The organism is Spirillospora sp. NPDC047418, from assembly GCF_040643275.1.
Taxonomy (GTDB): Bacteria; Actinomycetota; Actinomycetes; order Streptosporangiales; family Streptosporangiaceae; genus Spirillospora.
In genome coordinates, this window is the sequence record NZ_JBEYTW010000012.1 from 62,362 (window position 1) to 82,620 (window position 20,259).

Annotated in this window: 22 protein-coding genes; 16 read left to right on the forward strand and 6 right to left on the reverse strand. The window is 74.2% G+C overall.

Annotation, left to right across the window (positions count from 1 at the left end; genetic code table 11):
• Together ABZ806_RS10240 and ABZ806_RS10245 are read right to left on the reverse strand one after the other, a co-directional pair.
• A complete protein-coding gene (locus ABZ806_RS10240) occupies positions 1 to 1,179 on the reverse strand; it encodes a winged helix DNA-binding domain-containing protein (RefSeq protein WP_500216560.1) in 1,179 nt (392 codons plus the stop codon).
• 18 nt (positions 1,180 to 1,197) lie between these two features.
• Complete coding sequence (locus ABZ806_RS10245; RefSeq protein ID WP_500216561.1) at positions 1,198 to 1,536, reverse strand: hypothetical protein; 339 nt, start codon at positions 1,534 to 1,536, stop codon at positions 1,198 to 1,200.
• A gap of 127 nt (positions 1,537 to 1,663) precedes the next feature.
• Here ABZ806_RS10245 and ABZ806_RS10250 point away from each other — a divergent pair, with 127 nt between their 5' ends.
• Positions 1,664 to 2,308, forward strand: coding sequence for a phosphorylase family protein (locus ABZ806_RS10250; protein ID WP_500216563.1), 645 nt, complete (start codon positions 1,664 to 1,666; stop codon positions 2,306 to 2,308).
• Between the two features lie 17 nt (positions 2,309 to 2,325).
• Here ABZ806_RS10250 and ABZ806_RS10255 read toward each other — a convergent pair whose 3' ends face one another.
• The 4 genes from ABZ806_RS10255 to ABZ806_RS10270 all read right to left on the reverse strand — a co-directional run bounded on the left by ABZ806_RS10255 (position 2,326) and on the right by ABZ806_RS10270 (position 7,794).
• A complete protein-coding gene (locus ABZ806_RS10255) occupies positions 2,326 to 2,778 on the reverse strand; it encodes a hypothetical protein (protein ID WP_500216564.1) in 453 nt (150 codons plus the stop codon).
• A gap of 95 nt (positions 2,779 to 2,873) precedes the next feature.
• Entirely contained in the window at positions 2,874 to 4,130 is a 1,257-nt protein-coding gene (locus tag ABZ806_RS10260; RefSeq protein ID WP_500216565.1) for a hypothetical protein, read from the reverse strand.
• Between the two features lie 83 nt (positions 4,131 to 4,213).
• Positions 4,214 to 5,995, reverse strand: a complete 1,782-nt coding sequence (locus ABZ806_RS10265) for an ABC transporter ATP-binding protein (protein WP_500216566.1) — start codon at positions 5,993 to 5,995, stop codon at positions 4,214 to 4,216.
• Positions 5,992 to 7,794, reverse strand: a complete 1,803-nt coding sequence (locus ABZ806_RS10270) for an ABC transporter ATP-binding protein (protein ID WP_500216648.1) — start codon at positions 7,792 to 7,794, stop codon at positions 5,992 to 5,994. Before ABZ806_RS10270 ends, ABZ806_RS10265 begins: the two co-directional genes overlap by 4 nt.
• Before the next feature lie 196 nt (positions 7,795 to 7,990).
• Between ABZ806_RS10270 and ABZ806_RS10275 the strand changes: the two genes are divergently transcribed.
• The 15 genes from ABZ806_RS10275 (at position 7,991) to ABZ806_RS10345 (ending at position 20,226) form a co-directional block, all read left to right on the forward strand.
• Positions 7,991 to 8,674 (forward strand): TIGR03085 family metal-binding protein, encoded by a 684-nt coding sequence (locus ABZ806_RS10275; protein WP_500216567.1) that lies wholly within the window; start codon positions 7,991 to 7,993, stop codon positions 8,672 to 8,674.
• A 247-nt stretch (positions 8,675 to 8,921) separates the two neighbouring features.
• The gene (locus ABZ806_RS10280) at positions 8,922 to 9,128 is read left to right on the forward strand and encodes a cold-shock protein (RefSeq protein ID WP_018657218.1); all 207 of its coding nucleotides are present in this window, start codon (positions 8,922 to 8,924) and stop codon (positions 9,126 to 9,128) included.
• Between the two features lie 149 nt (positions 9,129 to 9,277).
• Positions 9,278 to 9,661, forward strand: coding sequence for a phosphoribosyl-AMP cyclohydrolase (gene hisI, locus ABZ806_RS10285; protein WP_500216568.1), 384 nt, complete (start codon positions 9,278 to 9,280; stop codon positions 9,659 to 9,661).
• Complete coding sequence (locus ABZ806_RS10290) at positions 9,658 to 10,251, forward strand: TIGR02234 family membrane protein (RefSeq protein ID WP_500216569.1); 594 nt, start codon at positions 9,658 to 9,660, stop codon at positions 10,249 to 10,251. Before hisI ends, ABZ806_RS10290 begins: the two co-directional genes overlap by 4 nt.
• Positions 10,248 to 10,931 carry a response regulator transcription factor gene (locus ABZ806_RS10295; RefSeq protein ID WP_500216570.1) on the forward strand — a complete coding sequence of 228 codons (684 nt, stop codon included), beginning with the start codon at positions 10,248 to 10,250 and terminating at the stop codon, positions 10,929 to 10,931. Before ABZ806_RS10290 ends, ABZ806_RS10295 begins: the two co-directional genes overlap by 4 nt.
• 354 nt (positions 10,932 to 11,285) lie before the next feature.
• Positions 11,286 to 11,735: a DUF2752 domain-containing protein gene (locus tag ABZ806_RS10300; protein ID WP_500216571.1), complete on the forward strand. Its 450-nt coding sequence runs from the start codon at positions 11,286 to 11,288 to the stop codon at positions 11,733 to 11,735.
• Positions 11,736 to 11,830: 95 nt separating this feature from the next.
• Positions 11,831 to 12,637 carry an indole-3-glycerol phosphate synthase TrpC gene (gene trpC / locus ABZ806_RS10305; RefSeq protein ID WP_500216572.1) on the forward strand — a complete coding sequence of 269 codons (807 nt, stop codon included), beginning with the start codon at positions 11,831 to 11,833 and terminating at the stop codon, positions 12,635 to 12,637.
• A gap of 132 nt (positions 12,638 to 12,769) precedes the next feature.
• Positions 12,770 to 13,999 carry a tryptophan synthase subunit beta gene (trpB, locus tag ABZ806_RS10310; protein ID WP_500216573.1) on the forward strand — a complete coding sequence of 410 codons (1,230 nt, stop codon included), beginning with the start codon at positions 12,770 to 12,772 and terminating at the stop codon, positions 13,997 to 13,999.
• A complete protein-coding gene (gene trpA, locus ABZ806_RS10315; protein ID WP_500216574.1) occupies positions 13,996 to 14,820 on the forward strand; it encodes a tryptophan synthase subunit alpha in 825 nt (274 codons plus the stop codon). The genes trpB and trpA overlap by 4 nt, the downstream gene beginning before the upstream one ends.
• Before the next feature lie 170 nt (positions 14,821 to 14,990).
• Entirely contained in the window at positions 14,991 to 15,482 is a 492-nt protein-coding gene (locus ABZ806_RS10320) for a vitamin K epoxide reductase family protein (protein ID WP_500216575.1), read from the forward strand.
• 60 nt (positions 15,483 to 15,542) lie between these two features.
• A complete protein-coding gene (locus tag ABZ806_RS10325) occupies positions 15,543 to 16,319 on the forward strand; it encodes a DsbA family protein (protein ID WP_500216576.1) in 777 nt (258 codons plus the stop codon).
• Positions 16,320 to 16,431: 112 nt separating this feature from the next.
• A complete protein-coding gene (locus ABZ806_RS10330) occupies positions 16,432 to 17,292 on the forward strand; it encodes a DsbA family protein (RefSeq protein WP_500216577.1) in 861 nt (286 codons plus the stop codon).
• Positions 17,293 to 17,347: 55 nt separating this feature from the next.
• Positions 17,348 to 18,607: a prolipoprotein diacylglyceryl transferase gene (lgt, locus tag ABZ806_RS10335; RefSeq protein ID WP_500216579.1), complete on the forward strand. Its 1,260-nt coding sequence runs from the start codon at positions 17,348 to 17,350 to the stop codon at positions 18,605 to 18,607.
• Positions 18,608 to 18,637: 30 nt separating this feature from the next.
• The gene (locus ABZ806_RS10340) at positions 18,638 to 19,357 is read left to right on the forward strand and encodes a VIT1/CCC1 transporter family protein (protein ID WP_500216580.1); all 720 of its coding nucleotides are present in this window, start codon (positions 18,638 to 18,640) and stop codon (positions 19,355 to 19,357) included.
• A 68-nt stretch (positions 19,358 to 19,425) separates the two neighbouring features.
• Positions 19,426 to 20,226, forward strand: coding sequence for a hypothetical protein (locus ABZ806_RS10345; RefSeq protein WP_500216581.1), 801 nt, complete (start codon positions 19,426 to 19,428; stop codon positions 20,224 to 20,226).
• The last annotated feature ends 33 nt before the right edge of the window (positions 20,227 to 20,259 follow it).

Below are 20,259 nucleotides of genomic sequence, written 5' to 3' on the forward strand. Positions count from 1 at the left end.
TCAGGACGTGAGCTCGCGTTCCAGCGGGGTGCGGAAGCGCGGGGTGGCCCGGACGCCGCCGTACCAGGCGGACATCCGCGCCGCCTCGCGCTCGATCGCGGCCTCCGCCTCCGCGCCGGCGTCCTCCAGGACGCGCACGGCGATCTCCCCGTCCGCGCGCTGCGCCCAGCCGCCGACGACGCGGCCGTCCCACCAGATCGACGGCCCGATGTTGCCGTTCCGGTCGAACAGCGCCGGGCCGTGGCCGCCGAGGAACCAGCCGCGCTCCTGCCAGCCCATCGGCGTCGGGTCGAGCGCGGGCAGCAGTGCCGCCCACGGCTCCGGCCCGGGGGCCGGCTCCAGGTCGTCGGACAGGACGACCCCGGTCGCGCCGCCGCCGAGGTCGACCTCGGTGACCTCGAGCAGCGCCAGCGCCTTCCTGACGTCGCCGGCGTTCCAGCCCGTCCACCACTTCAGGTCGGCGACCGGGGCGGGACCGAACGCGCGCAGCCAGCGGCAGACGAGGTCCGCGCGGGCGTCGGCGGCCGGGACGTCGGCGATGCCGCCGGGCAGCCACGCCTCGACCGGCGACCACCGGTACTGGCTGCTGATCCACGACCCGTTCGGCCGCCCGCGCACGATGCGGCCCTCGCAGCCGAGCGTCACCAGGACCCAGGTGGTGACCCCCGTGGGCCGGGAGTAGGACTTGCCGGGCGCCGGGTCGACCTGCGTCCGCAGCACCGGGACGTCGGCGCTGAGCTGCGCGCCCGTCGCCTCCCCGCGCGCCAGCAGCGCCCGGTGCGCGGCCTCCCCGGCCTCGGCGAACCAGGCCGGGACGCCGGTGATGTCGCTGCCGCGCTCGATCAACCGCGAGTAGGTCGCCCGCTGCCTCACGGCGAGCCCGTCGGCCGTGGACGCCTGCAGCACCGGGACGAACTCGGTGGGCGCGACGAACATCGTCCGGCGCATCGCGAGCATCCGCAGCAGCGTGCGGTCGTCGTACAGGGCCCGCTCGACCGAGTCCGGGCCGGCCGCGACGCTGCGCGCCGCCACCGACAGGAACACCGTCGCCGGGTCGGTGGCGTGCAGCACCACCATGGACCGCGCGATGTCGAGGACGTCGTCGGTCCTGGCCTGCGGGGCGAGCCGGTGGCGGAGCGCCAGCCGGGCCCGCCGCTCAGCCGTGTTCATCGAACGCATGTACGAATCCTAGACGGATCAGCCCGCGTTCGAGATCCGCACCACCACATTGTCCTCGGTGACCGACTGGACCGAGACGTTGAACCCCTCGGCCTCCTGCTGCCCGTCGCCCACCGGCACGGTCACCGTCTGCCCGGCGACCTTCAGCGTGACCATCTCGCCCTGCACCTTCACCAGCTCGGCCTTCACCCCGAGGATGGACGCGCTCGCGTCCACACCGCGGTCGAAGGTCACCGTGCAGGCGTTGACGCCGCAGGACGTCGTGCTGTTCTCGCCGCCGCACGCGGCGAGCGCGCCGAGCGGCAGCAGCGCGAAGGGGAGTACGGCCAGCTTCCGCCGGAGGGGAAAGGAGGTCATGCGGTGGAGTCTACGGGGCAGGCCCGGCCGCCGGCCCCCTCCGCGAGGCGGATCCGTCCGGGACGAATGTGGTACCGCACGGTGACGCGGCTGGAACTGGCGGGCGGCCCCGTGCTTCGCTGGACGCGTGAGCACCGAGAGCGCACCCGTGGGCGGTGCCGAGGACGAGGCCGCGGAGCCGCCCGTGGTGGGCCCGGTCGTGTGCGCCGCGCTGCGGATCGAGGCCCGTGCGGTCCGGCGGGGGCTCGCCCGCACGCCGGTCGTGGTCGTCGGCTACCGGGCCCGGCGCGCCGCCCGGCTGCCGGACGCGTGCGCCGCCCTGGTCACCGTCGGCTTCGGCGGCGCGCTCGACGAGCGGCTGCGGCCGGGCGACGTCCTCGTCGCCGACGAGATCCGCGGCCCCGGCGGCACGGCGCTGGCCTGCGCCGCGCCGCGCCTGCTCGCCGGGGAACTGATCCGGGACGGCCTGAGCGCCCAGGTCGGCGCGCTGGTCACCACCGACCGCGTCGTCCGCGGCGGGCAGCGGGCCGTGCTGGCCGCGCAGGGCGCCCGCGTCGCCGACATGGAGTCGGCCGTCGTCGCCGCACGCGGCGGCGGGCTGCCGGTCGCCGCCGTCCGGGTCGTCGTGGACGGCCCCGGGCACCCGCTGTGGAGTCCGGGCACGATCGGGCGCGGGCTCGCCGCGCGGCGCGTCCTCGCCCGCGTCGGCCCGGCCCTGGAACGCTGGAGCGTCCTGCTGGTGCGGGGCGGGGAGGGGCCCGCGGCGGGCTGAACCGGGCCGAGCCGGGCTCAGCCGTGCCCGGTGCCGCTGTGCTCGGTGCCGCCGGGCCCGCCGCCGTGGTGGTCGCCCTGCACGATCTTTCCGCCGAGGTCCCCGCGGAGGTCCTCCAGCGTCGGCTTCTCGCTGACCGCCACCCAGCGGGCCCCGACCAGGTACCAGCCGCCCCACGGCTTGGCCTCGTGCAGCCAGGCGTTCATGCCCTGGTCGGTGGTGAAGCTGAGCAGGACGTACCGGCCGCGCGCGTTCTTGCAGTTCCCCTGCTCCAGGTCCTTGACCTTGCGCTGCCCGGTCACCGTGCAGCCGGTCTGCCGGGCGAGTTCCTGCAGGCTGGCCGGGTTCGCGGCCTTCGCGCCGGACGAGGCGTCCGAGCTCGCGGAGCAGCCCGCCGCGAGCGGCAGCGCCAGCGCGGCGGCGCACAGCAGCGGCGGCCTGATGAGGCCGAGGGGGTGTCGGGAACCCATCGCCATTCCTCTCCGGGGTGAGATGAGCGATTCGAGGGGTGAATACGCGTCCCGCCCCGGCGGGGTTCACCGGGCTCCTCAGGCCGCCGGCGCGGTCAGGTCATCAGGCGGGTCCCCGCCGCGGCGCGGACGGCGGGCTCCTCGGCGCCGTCCTGGTGCAGCCGCCGCAGCCGCAGCCCCGTCTCGCGGGTGAGCGGCGCGGTCCGGGCGGCCTCGGCGCGCACGCCCTCCTCGCAGTCCCACAGCCCCTCGACGCTGTAGGACTCGGCCGTGTGCGGCGCCGTCCTCGTCAGCGCGGTCAGGATGCGGGGTCTCAGGTAGGCGTAGGTCGACTCGGTCCACGCGGTCTTCAGCAGCGGCACGGCCTCGCCGGCGCGCAGCCGCCCCAGCCCCTCGATCGGCCCGGCGGCGCCGCCCCACTCCCGCCGGGCGACGGCGCCGTGCAGCTCGTCCATCAGCAGCGGGATGTCCTGGCGGGTGCCGTACCGGGCGAGGATGCGCAGCCCCATGTCGGCGCAGCCGCCGCGTTCGGCCGCCCAGGCCCGCGCCCGCGGCAGCGTCTCCGGCCCGTAGTCGCGCAGCGCCCGGCACACCGCGCCGCCGACCCGGCTCGGCCGCTGCGGCAGCAGCTCCTCGGCGAGGTCCAGCAGCGCCGGCGCCCGCCGCCGCCCCAGCTCGAAGATCGCCGCGATGGCGCCCTCCCCGCGCCGCCGCGCCACCTCCAGCAGCTCCGCCTCGCTCTGCGCGTCCCGCCCCGGCGCGGCGACCATCGCGCGGCGCGCCGCCCGGCCCGCCTCCCGCTGCCGCGCCAGCGCCGCCGCCACCCGCGGCTGCCGCGCCGCCCACGCCTCGATCACCGGGTTGCGCCGGGCGGGTATCAGCAGCGCGAGGTCGGCGTCGTCGCAGCGCGCCGCCACCACGTCGTCCAGACCGGGCGCCAGCGCGGGGTCCTCGAGGTCGATCAGCTCCACCACCGCGTCGAACCACTGCGCGCCCTCCTCGGCGTAGCGCCGCAGCGGCGCCGCCGCCTCCCGCCGGCTGAGCCGCACCAGGTCCGCGAGCACGCCCAGCGCGAGGTCGACCCGCCAGTCGTCCGGGTCGGTGTGGTCGGCCGGGTCGAACAGGTGCTCGGCCACCGGGCCCGCCGGCAGCTCCAGGTCCACCATCAACCGGGCGTAGTACAGCCGCCGCGACTCGCACTGCCGGTCCCACCGCGGATCCCGCCGGACGCAGGCGTACACGTACTCGCCCGCTCCCCGCACGTCCGCCGCGCGCCGCGCGGCCCTCCCCAGCCCCCGCTGCAGCTGACCGTGCAGCGTGCCCGCCGATTCCAACACGACCTCGTTGCTCACCCCGCCAGAATGCGCACTAGACCAGATAACGGGCAAGTGCTTTACCCCAGGTCGGTGATGTCCTTCACCACCGCGATCGCCGTTCACAACCCACGCTGCGCGATCCAGGACGCGTGCAGGTCGGCGTAGACGCCGGGACGCGCGACGAGGTCGGCGTGCGGGCCGCGCTGGACGACGCGGCCGGCCTCGAAGACGATCACCTCGTCGGCCGCCTCCGCGGTGGACAGGCGGTGCGCGATGGCGATGGCCGTGCGCCCCCGGGTGACGCCGTCCAGGGCGCGCTGGATGCGCACCTCGGTGGCCGGGTCGACGGCGGACGTCGCCTCGTCCAGGACGAGGAGGTCCGGGTCGGCGATGTAGGCGCGGGCGAGCGCGACGAGCTGGCGCTCGCCGGCCGACAGCGACTCGCCGCGCTGGCCGACGGGGGTGGCGAGGCCCTGCGGGAGCCCGTCCAGCCAGTCGGCGAGACCCAGTTCGGTCAGGGCCAGGGCGAGGTCCTCGTCGGACGCGTCCGGCCGCCCGTAGCGGATGTTGTCGCCCAGCGTCGCGTCGAACAGGAACCCGTCCTGCGGGACCATCACGATCCGCTCGCGCAGCGAGGAGAAGCGGATGCCGGCGAGGGGCACGCCGTCCACCAGGATGCGGCCCGACACGGGGTCCATGAGGCGGGTCAGGAGCTTGGCGAACGTGGTCTTGCCGGAGCCCGTCTGCCCGACGACCGCGACACGGCTGCGCGGCGCGATGCCGACGTTCACGTCGTGCAGGACCTGCGGGCCGCCCGGGTAGGCGAACCCCACCGACTCGAACCGCACCTCGATCGGGCCGCGCGGCGGCGCCGCGCCCGCGTCGCCCGGGTCGGCGACGTCCGGGACGGTGTCCAGCACGCCGAGCACGCGCCGCCAGCCCGCGATCGCGTTCTGCGCCTGGTTGAACACCTCGGTCGCGGTCTGCATCGGGCTGACGAACAGCGTGACCAGGAACAGGAACGCGATCAGCTTCCCGGCCGACAGGTCGCCGGCGATGCCGAGGAGGGTCCCGGCGATGACGACCGCCGCCGTGGCCAGCGCCGCGACCAGCTCGCTCACCGGGAACGTCAGCGCCACCATCGCCTGCGCGCGGGTCTGCGCGTCGCGGTGGGCGTCCACGGTCTCGTCCACCCGGCGGCCGGTGCGCTCCTCGGACGCGTACGCCCGAATGACCGGGGCGCCGACGACCGACTCGCCGACGGCGGCGAGCAGGTCGCCCATCCGCTCGCGGACCAGCATGTAGGCGCGCGACAGGATGGCCTGGAAGCGGCGCAGCGCGAACGCCAGCGGCAGGAACGCCACCCACACCAGCAGCGCCAGCTGCCACGAGTAGACGAGCATCAGGACGCTCGCGACGACCAGCTGGCCGATCGACACGATGAACATCAGCCCGCCGGACTGCATGAACTGGCTGATCTGGTCGACGTCGCCCGTCACCCGCGACACCAGCGCGCCGCGCCGCTCCCCGCTCTGGGTGAGCATCGACAGGTCGTGGACGTGCCGGAACGCCTTCACCCGCAGCGCCGCCAGGCCGCCCTCGGACGTCTTGTAGAGCCGCACGTTCATCAGGTACGCGCACACGGCCGTCACCAGTACGGCGGCCGCGCACAGCAGCACCGCCGTCCGGATGAACGCGATGTCGGGGCCGCCCTCGCGGCCGATGCCCTTGTCGATCGTCTGCTGGACGGCGATGGGCACCACCACCCGTCCCGCCGTCGACACCAGGGCCAGCAGCAGCGTCACGGTGAGGCCCGCGCTGAACTCCGGGCTGAGCCGCAGCCCCCGCCTGAGGGTGCTGATCGCACCCTCGCTCCCGGCGGTACTGTCCATGATCGTCATGCCAGGGCCTCCTCGCCGCCCTCGACGGCCTCCTGCTCGGCCTCGGCCCGCTCGTAGGCGTTGACGAGGTTGCGGTAGCCCTCCGAGCTCTCCAGCAGATCGGCGTGGGCGCCGCGCCCGGCGACGCGGCCGCGCTCCATGTACACGACCTCGTCGGCCAGCGCGATCGTCGCCTTGCGGTAGGCGACGACCACGACGGTCGCGCCGCCCGCCTCCCGCGACTGCGCCTCCCGCAGGCTCTGCAGGATCCGCGCCTCCACCTGCGGGTCGACGCTGGACGTCGCGTCGTCCAGGACGAGCAGGCGGGGCCGCCGCACCAGCGCGCGGGCCAGCGCCAGCCGCTGCCGCTGCCCGCCGGACAGGGTCGCCCCGCGCTCGCCCACCTTCGTGTCGAGGCCGCCGGCGAGCGCGGCGACGAAGCCCTCCGCCTGGGCGAGGCGCAGCGCCTCCCAGACGCGCTCGTCCGGCACGTCCAGGCCGAGCGTGACATTGCCGCGCACGGTGTCGTCGAACAGGAACGTCTGCTGCGGGACGAGCGCCGCCGTCGCCGCGATCCCGCCGCGCCGGACGTCGCGCAGGTCCAGGCCGTCCAGCAGGACCGAGCCGTCCGCCGGGTCGACCAGCCGGACCAGCAGGGAGGTCAGCGTCGACTTGCCCGAGCCCGTCGGGCCGACCACCGCGATCGTCCGGCCGGGCGAGGCCGCGAACGACACGTCGTGCAGGACGTGCCGCTCCGGATCGGCGCCGTCCCCGGCCGCCTCGTAGGCGAACCGGACCTCGCGGACCTCCAGCCCGGTCGCCCCGCCGGAGCCGTCCGGCGCGCCGTCGCCGTAGGACAGGGAGCCGGTCGCGTCCAGCACGCCGCGGACCCGCTCCCACCCGACGACGCTGCGCGGCACCTCGCCGAGCACCCAGCCGAGCGCCCGGATCGGCCACGACAGCAGCGTGAACAGGTAGGCGACGTTCACCAGGTCGCCCGGCGACATCGCGCCCGCCTCCAGCCGCGCCGACCCGATCACCAGGACGGCGAGCACGCCGAGGTTCGGCAGCGCCTCCAGCACCGGGTCGAACAGCCCGCGGATCCGGCCGACCGCGACGTTGGCGTCGCGCAGCGCCTCCGCCCGCTCCCGGAACCGGTGCGTCTCCGCCGCCTCCCGGCCGAGGGTCTTGACCACCAGGCCGCCCTCGAAGCTCTCGTGCGCCACCTCGCTGACCTCGGCGCGCAGCTGCTGCGCGCGGGTCGCGACCGGCGACAGCCGCCGCTGGTACACCACGTTGATCAGCGCGACGGCGGGGAAGACCAGGAAGGCGACCCCGGCCACGACCACGTCCGTCACCAGCATCGACACCGCGGCGATCGCCAGCATGAACACCACCCCGACCGCCATCGGCAGCGGCGCGATCGGCGCCCACACCGCCTCCACGTCGGCGTTGGCGTTCGACAGCAGCTGGCCCGTCGGGTGCCGGTGGTGCCATGCCAGCGGCAGCCGCAGGTACTGCCGGGTCACCGCGCGCCGGTAGGTCGCCTGCAGCCGGTACTGCATCAGGCCCGCGTAGAAGCGGCGGCCCGCGACGCCGAGCGCCTTCAGCAGCGCCACGCCCATGATCAGGGCGGCGGCGCCGGCCAGCGCCCCGGCCGTCGTGCTCCCCGACGCGAACGCGGGCAGCACGACCTCCTGGGTCGCCCAGCCGAGGACCTTCGCCGTCGCCACCGTCATCGCCGCGTACAGCGCGCTGGCGACCACCGACGCCGTGAACACCCGGGGCTCCGCCTTGACCGCGACCCACAGCACGCCCATGCCCTCCCGGAGCACATGGGGGCTGACGCGTCTGGACGCAGGTGGCACGGCGACTCCTCGTTCACGGCTTGCACGGGACGGGGCCCGCGCGCGCCCCCTCGCACCGCGGCGGGGGGATCTGCGGGCCCGCACATTGCCTACCATCCGCCCGGGGCGCTTATTCCCGGCCGGGTCGGCACCGCCTACGATCGGGAGGATGACCACACCCGAGCGCGGCCCGGCCGATCCGGGCCCCGTCCGCGGCGAGCGGCTGCTGCTGGCGGCCGCGCTGGCGGAGGCCGGGCCGGACGCGCCCACCGAGTGCGCGGGCTGGACCGCCCGCGATCTGGCCGCCCATCTGGTCGTCCGGGAGGACCGCGTCGACGCGGCCCCCGGAATACTGCTGCCGCCGCTGTCCTTCTACACCGAGCGCGTCCGGCGCCGGACCGCGCGCGCCGTCCCGTTCGAGCGGCTCGTCGAACGGTTCCGGGACGGACCGGCGAAGTTGTCGCCGTACGCGCTTCCGGGAGTCGACAAAATCGCGAACGGTGTCGAGTTCTTTGTGCACCATGAGGACGTGCTGCGGGCGCGTCCCGACTGGAGCCCCCGGGAGATCTCGCCGGAACTCGGGGAACTGCTCTGGCGGCGGATAAAAATTGCCCGCTTTGTCCTAAGAAAGGTTCAGGTCGAGGTAACGCTGGTGCAACCGGACGGCCGCAGCCTGCGGGTGCCGGTGCGCGGCCGGAACGCCCGCCGTAACGCCCGCGGGGCCGTCCGCGTGCACGGCGCCGTCGGCGAACTCGTGCTGTGGGCGCTGGGCCGCCGGGACGTCGCCGACGTCCGCCTCACCGGGGCGACGGACGCTGTCAAGAGCCTGACCGAGACCGGTTGGAGTCTTTAACGGGCAGGTAACGGCATGGTTCGCCGAGAGAAGAATCGCGTGCCTTGCGGCTCCTCCGCTTTACGCGGAACCGGTGATACTGTGGGTCGGTCGGTTGCAGTCGTGGTTCTCGATCGTGAAGACGCCCGCGGACTGATGGCAGCGGGCGTTTTGGCTTTTCCGGGACCGTACCGGGGGCGAGAGCGTTCCGCAGCGACCGCACGGGCCCGCGAGGTGTGGGCCCAGGTTTTGCCGCAAGGAGAAAGACATGCCCCAGCAGGGCACCGTGAAGTGGTTCAACGCCGAGAAGGGCTTCGGATTCATCGCCGTCGACGGCGGCGGTCCGGACGTCTTCGTGCACTACTCGGCCATCCAGTCCTCCGGATACCGCACGCTGGACGAGAACCAGCGCGTCCAGTTCGAGGTGACGCAGGGTAACCGGGGTCCCCAGGCCGACCAGGTCGTCCCCCTGTAACACCCGTAGTCGTACGTCTGGGCCCGTTCCTCCGCCGGGGAGCGGGCCCTTTCGTTCGGTACGTCCGATCAGCACGTCCTATCAGCACGGGGCCTCGTTCGCATGGGGCTTCGTTCGGGCCGGAGCCGGGGCGCCATAAACTGCGGGTCATGTCCGCACGCCCGTCCAACCTGGACCCGAAGATCGCCGATCGGCTGAAGCGCGACCCGAACGGCCTCGTCCCCGCCATCGCCCAGCAGTACGACACCGGTGAGGTGCTCATGCTCGGCTGGATGGACGACGAGGCCCTGCACCGCACCCTCACCACCGGCCGCTGCACCTACTGGTCGCGCAGCCGGCGGGAGTACTGGGTGAAGGGCGAGAGCTCCGGCCACCAGCAGTGGGTGAAGTCGGTCGCGCTCGACTGCGACGCCGACGCCGTCCTGGTGAAGGTCGACCAGGTCGGCGGCGCCTGCCACACCGGCGACCGCACCTGCTGGGACGCCGACGTCCTGGACGCCGTGCCCGGCGAACGCCCCGAGCAGAGCGCATGACGCCCGGGCGTGAACGCGGCCTGACGGCGCTGCTGTGCGCCGCCGGCGCGGGACTCGCCCTGCTCGCCGGCGGCCGGACCTGGGCCACCGTCAGGGCGGAGGACGCGATCACCCCCTTCACCCAGACGCTCACCGGCGGCGACCTCGGCGGCGCGGCGGGCGCCCTCGGCTGGGCCGGCCTGGCCGGCCTCGCCGCGCTGTTCGCCACCCGCGGCAGGGTGCGCGCCGCCGTCGGCGTCCTCATCGCCCTGTTCGGCGCGGGCATCGCCTACGCCTCGACCGTCGCCGTCCAGCGCTCCAACGTGCTCTCGGCCGCCGGCGACAAGAGCGCCCTGCTCAAACTCGGCGCCGACCCCGCCCTCAACGTGAACCTGTGGTGGGTGGTCTCGGTCGCCGGCGGCGTGCTCCTCGTCGTCGCCGGCCTCGTCGCGGCCGTGCGCGGCACCCGCTGGCCCGGCATGTCGTCCCGCTACGAGCGCGCCGGCGCCCGTACGCCCGCCAAGGAGCCCGCGGCGGACGACCCGTCCGCGATGTGGCGCTCCCTCGACCGCGGCGAGGACCCGACCGCCCAGCGGAACGGCCGCCCGTGACCGCCGACGGCGGCGGACTCGTGCTCGTGGCCGAGCACGACCCGGCCGTCGCCGAACTGCAGCGCCGCTACCTCGCCCGGGAGGGCTTCGACGTCGAGATCGAGCCGGACCCCGGCCGCGCGCCCGCCGCCGCCGAGCGCACCCGCCCCGACATCGTCGTCCTCGACCTGTCCACCGCCGCGCTGCCCGCCGACCTCTACCGCCGCACCGCCGACGCCGCCCGCCCCGCCCCCGTCGTCGCCGTCACCGGCCCCCTCGACCCGGCGGTCGGCCGCGCCCTCGGCGACCACCGCGTCGACCGCCCGTTCGGCCCCCGCGTCCTGGTCGCCGCCGTGGCCGACGCGCTCCGCCGCGGCGCCCCCGCCGAACCGCCCGCGGCGCCGCTGCGGGCCGGGCCGATCGCCCTGGAACCCCGCGGCCGCACCGCCGTCACCGGCGGCCGCCGCGTCGCCCTCACCGTCACCGAGTTCGACCTCCTCGAATTCCTCATGGCCAACCCCGGCCGCGTCTTCACCCGCGAGCAGCTCCTCGACGCCGCCTGGGGCCCCGGCGCCGGCGCCGGCAGCCGCACCGTGGACGTCCACGTGGCCCAGCTCCGCGCCAAACTCGGCGAGGACACCCCCATCAGAACCGTCCGCGGCATCGGCTACGTGCTCGATCGGGGGAGCGACTCTCGTTGACCCAGGGGGCTGTGTTGACCCAGGGGGGCGACCCCCTGGAACCCCCGTCAGCGACGCAGGCGATCCTCACGCCGCTGTTGCGGTCTGTCGTGCCTGTTCTGGCGTGTGCGGCGTCGCTGCGGTCGCCTGCGTCGCCGGGCATGCCCGCTGCGCTCGCTAGCGCTCGCTCCGCCTGCCTGCCCGTACTCCGCCGGCTGAGCTTCAACCTGCTGGGACGGCTGAGCTTCAACCTGCTGGGACGGCTGAGCATCAACCTGCTGGGGCGGCTGAGCTTTAACTTGCTGGGGTGGCTGAGCTTCAACCTGCCGGGGCGGGGGGTCGGACCGTGCGACGGCGGTCACCTATCGTGGGTGTGTGACTCGGGTAGCCGTTCCGCCGCAAGAGCATTCGCACGCGCCCAGGCAGGGGGTGCGGGCGCTGCTGCCGCAGGCGGCGGTGCTCGGCGGGGTCGTCGCCGGGTCGCTGGTCGTGGCGTTCCGGGGCGACCCGAACGAGGCGGGGCACTACCCCGGCTGCCCGTTCCTGATGCTGACCGGGTACTACTGCCCCGGCTGCGGGATGACGCGGCTCGTTTACGCACTGACCCACGGGGACGTGGGCATCGCGTTCGGCCTCAACCCGCTCCTGTTCGTCCTGCTGCCGGTCTTCGGCTACCTCTACGTCCGCTGGACGGTCAGTAGCGCCCAGGGCCTGCCGATGCGGACCGTGCTCTTCAAACAGCCGGTGGTCTACGCGTTCCTCGGCCTGGTGATCGTCTACTGGATAGCCCGCAACCTCCCCTTCGCCCATGCGCTGGCCCCCTGACCCCCGCGGCCCGCGTCGCCGACGGGGCGGCCGGGGGGCCGTTTCCCGCGATCGATATAGTGCACGGAACGACCTGAAATAGGGGGCCTGCGACCTTGAGCGTTTTGGACGAGATCATCGAGGGCGTCCGGGCCGATCTCGCCGACAGGCAGCGCGAGGTCCCGCTCGACGCACTCAAGGAGAAGGCGGCGAAGGCCCCGGCGGCGCGGGACGCGCTCGGTGCGCTGCGCGGCCCCGGGGTGTCGGTCATCGCCGAGGTCAAGCGCAGCAGCCCGTCCAAGGGCGCGCTGGCGGCGATCGCCGATCCCGCCGCGCTGGCCCGCGACTACGAGGCCGGCGGCGCCAAGGTGATCAGCGTGCTGACCGAGCGGCGCCGGTTCGGCGGCAGCCTCGCCGACCTCGCGGACGTCCGCGCGAACGTCGACATCTCGGTCCTGCGCAAGGACTTCATCGTCACCTCCTACCAGCTGTGGGAGGCGCGCGCGGCGGGCGCCGACATGGTGCTGCTGATCGTCGCGGCGCTGCCGCAGGACGCCCTGGTGTCGCTGGTGGAGCGGGCCGAGTCGATCGGGCTGGTGCCGCTCGTCGAGGCGCACACCGAGGAGGAGGCGGCCCGCGCGGTCGAGGCGGGCGCGAAGATCGTCGGGGTGAACGCCCGCGACCTGCGCACCCTCAAGGTCGACCGGGGAGTGTTCGCGCGCGTCGCGCCCACCATCCCCAAGGACGTCGTGAAGATCGCCGAGTCGGGGGTGCGGGGCCCGCACGACCTGCTCGCCTACGCCTCCAGCGGTGCCGACGCCGTGCTGGTGGGGGAGAGCCTGGTGATCGGCCGGGATCCGCGCGCCGCGGTCGCCGACCTGGTCGCCGCGGGCGCGCATCCGGCGCTGCGGCAGAGCGGCTGAGCGGCTGAGCGGCTGAGCCGGACTGGATAGGGTGAGTGGCATGCAGGTCGAACCGCTCCGGGAGCGATGGCGGGGCTGAGCCCAGGACCCACCGACCCCATTCGCTTCTCCCATGACAGGACGCGTTTTCCCATGACCACGGACACCGCCGCGCGCGGTGCTGTACCCGACGCCACGGGCCATTTCGGTCGGTTCGGCGGCCGCTTCGCCCCCGAGGCGCTGATGGCGGCGCTGGACGAGCTGACCCGCGAGTTCGAGGCCGCCAAGCACGACCCGGCCTTCACCGCGGAGCTGGACGACCTCCTCGCGAACTACGCGGGACGTCCGAGCCTGCTGACCGAGGCGAAGCGGTTCGCCGAGCACGCGGGCGGCGCCCGCGTGCTGCTGAAGCGCGAGGACCTCAACCACACCGGCTCCCACAAGATCAACAACGTGCTGGGCCAGGCGCTGCTCACCCGCCGGATGGGCAAGTCCCGGATCCTCGCCGAGACCGGCGCCGGGCAGCACGGCGTCGCCACCGCGACCGCCGCCGCGCTCCTCGGCCTGACCTGCACCGTCTACATGGGCGAGGTCGACACCGAGCGGCAGGCCCTCAACGTCGCCCGGATGCGGATGCTCGGCGCCGAGGTGATCCCGGTGAAGACCGGCAGCCGCACCCTCAAGGACGCCTGCAACGAGGCGTTCCGCGACTGGGTCGCCACCGTCGACGACACCCACTACTGCATCGGGTCCGTGATGGGCCCGCACCCGTTCCCGATGATGGTCCGCGACTTCCAGCGCATCATCGGCGTCGAGGCGCGGCGGCAGTGCGTCGACATGACCGGCGCCCTGCCGGACGCGGTCGTCGCCTGCGTCGGCGGCGGCTCGAACGCGATCGGCACCTTCCACGCGTTCGTCCCGGACGAGTCCGTCCGCCTGTACGGGTTCGAGGCCGGCGGCGACGGCGTCGCGTCCGGCAAGCACGCCGCGACCCTCACCGGCGGCTCCCTCGGCGTCATCCACGGCATGCGGACGTACCTGCTCCAGGACGACGACGGCCAGACCCTCGAAACCCACTCGATCTCCGCCGGGCTCGACTATCCGGGCGTCGGCCCCGAGCACTCGTGGCTGCACGACACCGGCCGCGCCGAGTACCGCGAGATCACCGACGCGGAGGCGATGGAGGCGTTCGCGCTGCTGTGCCGCACCGAGGGCATCATCCCGGCCATCGAGTCCGCGCACGCGCTCGCCGGCGCGCTGAAGGTCGGCAGGGAGCTGGGCCCGGACGCCACGATCGTGGTGTGCCTGTCCGGGCGCGGCGACAAGGACATGCACACGGCCGCCGCCTTCTTCGGCCTGATGCCGGAAGGAGAGGCCCAGTGAGCGGCCCAGTGAGCGCCCGGACCGCCTACGACAAGGCCCGTGCCGAGGGGCGGGCCGCGCTCGTCGGCTACCTGCCCGTCGGGTTCCCGACCGTCGACGGCGCCATCGAGGTGGCCAGGACCATGGTCGACGCGGGCTGCGACGTCATCGAGCTCGGCCTGCCCTACACCGACCCGATGATGGACGGCCCCGTCATCCAGGACGCCGTCCACCAGGCCCTCGTCGGGGGCGCCCGCGTCGCCGACGTGTTCCGCACGGTCGAGGCCGTCGCCGCCGCCGGCGCCCCGGTCCTCGTCATGACGTACTGGAACCCCGTCGACCACTACGGCGCCGACCGGTTCGCCCGCGACCTCGCCGCCGCCGGCGGGAGCGGGCTGATCACCCCGGACCTCACGCCCGAGGAGGGCGGCGAGTGGCTGGAGGCGTCCGACGCGCACGGCCTCGACCGGGTGTTCCTGGTCGCGCTCAGCTCCACCGACGAGCGCATCGAGACGATCACCGGGCAGTGCCGCGGCTTCGTGTACGCGGCGTCGCTGATGGGCGTCACCGGCGCCCGCTCCGCCGTCGACACCGGCGCCCCGCGGCTGGTCGAGCGTACCCGCGCGGTCATCGACAAGGCCGGCACGGGGCTGCCGGTCGGGCTCGGGCTCGGCGTCGGCAGCGGCGCGCAGGCCGCCGAGATCGCCGGGTTCGCCGACGGCGTGATCGTCGGGTCGGCGTTCGTGCGCCGCGTCCTGGAGGCGCCCGACCTCCCGGCGGGGGTGGCCGCGGTCAGGTCGTTCACCGAGGAGCTCGCGGCCGGCGTCCGCGGCCGACACTGATCATTACGGACATGCCGTAAGGGCCCGCGCGGAACGCGGAGAAGCCGCTTCCGCGCGGGCTTTACGGTGTTCCGGGAACTCGCGGCGACCGCCGCCGAGTTGTTGCTTGTGGTGCCGCCGCACTCCCGTAGGGTGTGTTCGCCGGAGGAGGCGGTCCCGGAAGGATCACGATGACACAAGAGATGACGGCGAAGGGCCGGGACGAGGCGGCGCCGCCGGCGCTGCCGCCCGCGTGGTTCCAGATCCCGGCCTGGCTGCTGACGCTCGCCGGGCTCGGGATCTCCGTCTACCTGACGATCACCCATTACGACGAGGGCGCGCTGGTCTGCTCGGCGACGTCGACGATCGACTGCCACGCGGTCACGACGAGCGACTACTCGTCCCTGCTCGGCATCCCGATGCCGCTGCTCGGCCTCGCGTTCTTCGTCGGCTTCGGCGCGCTGCTGACGCCGTGGGCGCTGCGCTCGACGTGGCCGCCGCTGCGCTGGGGGCGGGTGGCCGGCGTCTCGGTGGGCGTGCTGATGGTCGTCTACCTCGTCACCGTCGAACTGGCGGTCCTGCACAAGATCTGCCTGTGGTGCACCGGGGTGCACGCCGTCACCGTGGTCCTGTTCCTGCTCGTCCTGATCGACGAATTCCGACGGATCGGTCAGGTCGACTAATCTCCCCGGTACCGCGCCGCACGGTGGCGGCGCCCGGGTCCGCACGCACGAGGAGAACCAATGAGCAAGGCCGCACGAGAGCGGTCCGCGAGGGAGCGCCTGGCCGCAGAGCGCAAGCGGCAGGCGGCGCGGGAGAAGCAGCGGCGGCTGCTCGCCATCGTCCTCGGCACGGTGGTGGCCGTGGCGGTGATCGTGGTCGGGACCGTCCTGGTCATCGACCAGAAGAACAAGAACGGCCGCGCCGAGGTCCACCAGGGCGCGCTGGCCCCGCTGAGCCGCCAGGACGACGGCTCCATCGTGATGGCGCAGTCCGGCGTGGCCAAGCCGGAGCTGGAGATCTTCGAGGACTTCCAGTGCCCGATCTGCAAGCAGTTCGAGGAGGCCACCGGCAAGACCGTCCAGGAACTCGCCCAGCAGGGCAAGGTCAAGGTCGTCTACCGGCCGTTCCACCTGTTCGGGCAGCAGAAGGACCCCGTCAAGATCAACTCGCTGCGCTCGGCCGAGGCGGCGCTGTGCGTCCCGGCCGACAAGTGGATCTCCTACCACGACGCGCTCTTCAAGTTCCAGCCCGCCGAGGGCTCGGAGGGCTTCTCGCCCGACGACCTCGTGAAGTGGGGCAAGGACGTCGGCGTCACCGACCCGAACTTCGAGAAGTGCGTCCGGGACGGGCAGAAGAAGTCGACGGTCGACTCGATGACCAAGTACGCGCTGCAGGACCGCGGCGTCGACGGCACCCCGACCGTGTTCCTGAACGGCCAGAAGCTCGACAGCTCCCAGTTCATGAACCCCGCGGCGCTGCGGGCGACCATCGACGCGGCGGGCAAGACCGGGAAGTGATCCCGCCCGCCGACGCGGCCGCGCCGCCCGGCGCCGCCTGAGACCCCCGCCCGGCCGTCCCCGCTACGCTCGTGGTAGCTCGGGAACACGCACGGTGGCGATCGGGGGATCGATGAGCGAGCAGGACGGCGGACCGTCGGCGCGCAGGCGCCTGGCGGACGAACGGGCACGGGCGGCGGCGCGGGGCCGCCGGCAGCGGGCGCTGCTGGTGGTCCTCGGCGCCGTCGCCCTGGCGGGGGTGGTGGTCGCGGCCGTCGTCGTGCTGGTGACCCGGGACGGCGGCGGCGGGCCGGAGATCGGCGACTACAAGGGCGCGCTCGCGCCCGCGACCCGGCAGCAGGACGGCTCGGTCGCGATGGCGAAGCCGGGCGTGACCGCGCCCGTCCTCGACGTCTGGGAGGACTTCCAGTGCCCCGCGTGCAAGGGGATGGAGGCGCGGCTCGGCGCGACGATGAAGCAGCTCGCGGCGGACGGCGAGCTGAAGGTGGTGTACCGGCCGTTCCAGCTGTTCCAGCAGGAGCCGCTGATGTCGAACTCGCGGCGGGCCGCGAACGCCGCCGCCTGCATGCCCGCCGACCACTGGGTCGAGTACCACGACAGGCTCTACGCCGAGCAGCCCGAGGAGGGCACGAAGGGGTTCCTGCCGAAGGACCTCATCGCCTGGGCGGCCGACCTGGGCGTGACCGACCCGTCCTTCGCCGCGTGCGTCAACGGCGAGCAGAAGATGGAGACCGTGGACCAGGCCAGCGCCCTCGCGGGGAAGTCCGGCGTCGACTCCACCCCGTACCTGGCGCTGAACGGCAAGAAGGTCGGCGGCGACGTCCTCGGCTCGCCCGACGAGCTGAAGAAGGCGGTCGCGAAGGCCGCCGGGAGCGCACCCGCGCCCGGCGCCACGCGTTCGAGCGGCCCGTCGAGCGGCACGGCGGCCGGCCCGGCGGGGGGCACGCCCCCGGCGGGGGCAGGGCCGCGGTGATCGCGGTGACGGAGAGGGCGCGCACCGCGCCCGGGAGGCGGTAACGTCAACGGTCATGCACCAGCTCGCCTACATCCCGAGTCCCTCGCAGGGCGTCTGGCACCTCGGGCCCGTCCCGGTCCGCGCCTACGCCATCATGATCATTCTTGGCATCGTCGCCGCGGTCTGGCTGGGCGAGCGGCGCTGGGCCGCCAAGGGCGGCACGCCGGGCATGATCGTCGACGTGGCCGTGTGGGCGGTGCCGTTCGGCCTGGTCGGCGGGCGGCTCTACCACGTGATCACCGACTACCAGCGGTACTTCGGGGAGAACGGCGAGCCGCTGCGGGCGCTGGAGATCTGGAAGGGCGGCCTCGGCATCTGGGGCGCGGTCGCGTTCGGCGCGCTCGGCGCGGTCATCGGCTGCCGGCGGCACGGCGTCTCCGTGCTGGCGCTCGGCGACGCCATCGCGCCCGGGATCGCGCTGGCGCAGGCGATCGGCCGCTGGGGCAACTACTGGAACCAGGAGCTGTACGGCCGCCCGCTGGACACCTTCTGGGCGCTGAAGATCGACGAGAACCACCGGCCGATGCTGGACGGCGGGCCCGGCCTCGACCCGAGGTACGCCGACATCTCGACCTACCATCCGACGTTCCTGTACGAGTCGCTGTGGTGCGTCGGCGTCGCGGTCCTCGTCCTGTGGGCCGACCGGCGCTACAAGCTCACCCACGGCCGCGCGTTCGCCCTCTACGTCGCCGCCTACACGGTCGGGCGCGGCTGGATCGAGGCGCTGCGCATCGACGACGCCCACCACATCCTCGGCATGCGGCTGAACGACTGGACGTCGATCATCGTGTTCGCCGGCGCGGTCGCCTACCTGTACCTGGCGCGCAACCGCACCGGCCCCGAGAACGTCGGCGCCCCCGCCCCCGCCCCCGCCCCCGCCGCCGCGGACACCGGGGGCACCGCGGACACCGCGGACACCGCCGCCGTCCCCGCCACGACCGAGACCCAGGTCGACGCGAAGGCCGACGCGAAGGTCGACGCGGAGGCCGACGCGGAGGCCGCGCCGGAAGCCGATGAGGCGAAGGCCGGGCCCGAAGCCGCCGAGACCGAAGCCGAGCCCGAGGACGGGTCCGAAGCCGGGCGCGAGGACGGCGCCGCCGGTGAACCGGAGGCGGCGTCCGGCGAGGACGCTCCTTCGGACGACGCACCGGACGACGAGCCGGAGGACGCCCCGGTGGCCGACCCCGAGACCCGTGCCGTGGAGAATGAGGGCGACGGTGCCGCCGGCCCCGGCCGGGTGGCGAAGGGGGAGCCCGTCGCGGACGGGAAGTAGGAGCGGCGACGGTGTCGGACGCGGGACCAGATGAGCAGTGAGAAGACCGGCGGCGTGCCGGAGCACCACCACCAGCACCGCGACGTCACCGGGGGCTGGCTGCGGCCCGCGGTGTTCGGCGCGATGGACGGGCTCGTCTCCAACTTCGCGCTGATCGCGGGCGTCGCGGGCGGCCAGGTGAGCCAGAAGGTCGTGCTGCTGGCCGGCCTCGCGGGCCTCGCGGCGGGCGCGTTCTCGATGGCGGCGGGGGAGTACATCTCGGTCGCCTCGCAGTCGGAGCTGGCCGAGGCGGAGATCGAGGTCGAGCGGCTCGAGCTCGCCCGGCACCCGGCCGCCGAGGAGCGCGAGCTCGCCGAGGTGTTCGAGGCGCGCGGCGTGGACGCGGCGACGGCCGCCGAGGTCGCCCGGCAGCTGTCCCGCAACCCGGACGAGGCCCTGGAGGTGCACACCAGGGAGGAGCTCGGGGTGACGCCGGGAGACCTGCCGTCGCCGGTGCTGGCGGCGGGCTCGTCGTTCCTGTCGTTCGCGGTCGGCGCGGTCCTGCCGGTGCTGCCGTACCTGCTGGGCGCGTCCTCGCTGTGGCCGGCGGCGATCGTCGCGGCCCTCGGCCTGTTCCTCGCCGGGGCGCTGGTGGCGCGGATCACCAGCCGGCCCTGGTGGTTCGGCGGGGCGCGGCAGCTGCTGTTCGGCGCCGCCGCGGCGGGCATCACCTACGTCGTGGGCGCGCTGATCGGCACCAACGGCGTGTAGCTCCCGGGAATCTGGACGAATGGCCCTTTTGGGCGCGCGGAGACCGCGGGACCGCTAAGCTCCGGGGCGTGATCGAGGCTCGTGACCCAGGTTCCGCCCAGACCGCGCAGCAGGGCGGCGGGCAGGACTTCTGGCCGGAGGAGAAACCCGGCCGCAAGCGCCCCCGTGCGAAGCTGCTGATCGGCGCGGCCGCCGCGCTGGCCGCGCTGGCCGTGGTGGTCGTCGCGACGGTGGCCGCGGTCCTGCTGACCGGCGGCGGCGACGAGGCCCCGGCCAAGCCAGCGGTGCCGGTGGCGTACACGCCCGACTACCTCGGCGAGGGCTTCGGCCAGATCGCGGCGCGGTCCGCCGACGCCCGCGCGATCACCGAGGGCGAGGCGTTCGCCGCCAAGAGCGTCAAGGGCGACAAGTACGCGTTCACGCTGGCGGCGTCCAAGCTGACCAACGACTGCAAGGACGGCACCTGGGGCGCCCGCTTCCAGCAGGACCTCGCCAAGCACCAGTGCAGCCAGCTCGTCCGCGCCGCGTACGTCAGCGGGGACAAGAAGCACGTCGGCCAGTTCATCGTGCTGAACATGGCGACCGAGGACGGCGTCAAGCAGGTCCTGCGCGACCTGGACCCGGCGACCGGCGCCGGCTGGGTGGTGCCGCTGAAGGCGCCGGGCGTACCCGCGTTCGGGCCCGGGTTCAGCGCCGCCTACGCCAAGACCTACGGCCACTACGCCGTGATCACGTGGGTGGAGCGGGCCGGCGGCGCGCAGCCCGCCTCGCTCAACGAGATGATCGATGTGAGCCTCGTCATCGAGAACGCGGCCGACTTCCTCTACGGGCGGCTCGACCTGGCGGCCGGCGGGCGGAGCGGGCAGTGAGCGCGCCCCGCGCGGGCGTGTCACCGGCCGGCG

What these genes read in the sequence shown, in the direction of transcription:
- ABZ806_RS10290 (WP_500216569.1), top strand. Translation starts at nt 9,658, where the DNA reads ATGACGCCCGGGCGTGAACGCGGCCTGACGGCGCTGCTGTGCGCCGCC.
- ABZ806_RS10320 (WP_500216575.1), top strand. Translation starts at nt 14,991, where the DNA reads ATGACACAAGAGATGACGGCGAAGGGCCGGGACGAGGCGGCGCCGCCG.
- ABZ806_RS10325 (WP_500216576.1), top strand. Translation starts at nt 15,543, where the DNA reads ATGAGCAAGGCCGCACGAGAGCGGTCCGCGAGGGAGCGCCTGGCCGCA.
- ABZ806_RS10265 (WP_500216566.1), bottom strand. Translation starts at nt 5,995, where the DNA reads ATGACGATCATGGACAGTACCGCCGGGAGCGAGGGTGCGATCAGCACC.
- ABZ806_RS10340 (WP_500216580.1), top strand. Translation starts at nt 18,638, where the DNA reads ATGAGCAGTGAGAAGACCGGCGGCGTGCCGGAGCACCACCACCAGCAC.
- ABZ806_RS10330 (WP_500216577.1), top strand. Translation starts at nt 16,432, where the DNA reads ATGAGCGAGCAGGACGGCGGACCGTCGGCGCGCAGGCGCCTGGCGGAC.
- lgt (WP_500216579.1), top strand. Translation starts at nt 17,348, where the DNA reads ATGCACCAGCTCGCCTACATCCCGAGTCCCTCGCAGGGCGTCTGGCAC.
- ABZ806_RS10275 (WP_500216567.1), top strand. Translation starts at nt 7,991, where the DNA reads ATGACCACACCCGAGCGCGGCCCGGCCGATCCGGGCCCCGTCCGCGGC.
- hisI (WP_500216568.1), top strand. Translation starts at nt 9,278, where the DNA reads ATGTCCGCACGCCCGTCCAACCTGGACCCGAAGATCGCCGATCGGCTG.
- trpB (WP_500216573.1), top strand. Translation starts at nt 12,770, where the DNA reads ATGACCACGGACACCGCCGCGCGCGGTGCTGTACCCGACGCCACGGGC.
- ABZ806_RS10270 (WP_500216648.1), bottom strand. Translation starts at nt 7,794, where the DNA reads ATGGGCGTGCTGTGGGTCGCGGTCAAGGCGGAGCCCCGGGTGTTCACG.
- ABZ806_RS10280 (WP_018657218.1), top strand. Translation starts at nt 8,922, where the DNA reads ATGCCCCAGCAGGGCACCGTGAAGTGGTTCAACGCCGAGAAGGGCTTC.
- ABZ806_RS10255 (WP_500216564.1), bottom strand. Translation starts at nt 2,778, where the DNA reads ATGGGTTCCCGACACCCCCTCGGCCTCATCAGGCCGCCGCTGCTGTGC.
- ABZ806_RS10245 (WP_500216561.1), bottom strand. Translation starts at nt 1,536, where the DNA reads ATGACCTCCTTTCCCCTCCGGCGGAAGCTGGCCGTACTCCCCTTCGCG.
- ABZ806_RS10240 (WP_500216560.1), bottom strand. Translation starts at nt 1,179, where the DNA reads ATGCGTTCGATGAACACGGCTGAGCGGCGGGCCCGGCTGGCGCTCCGC.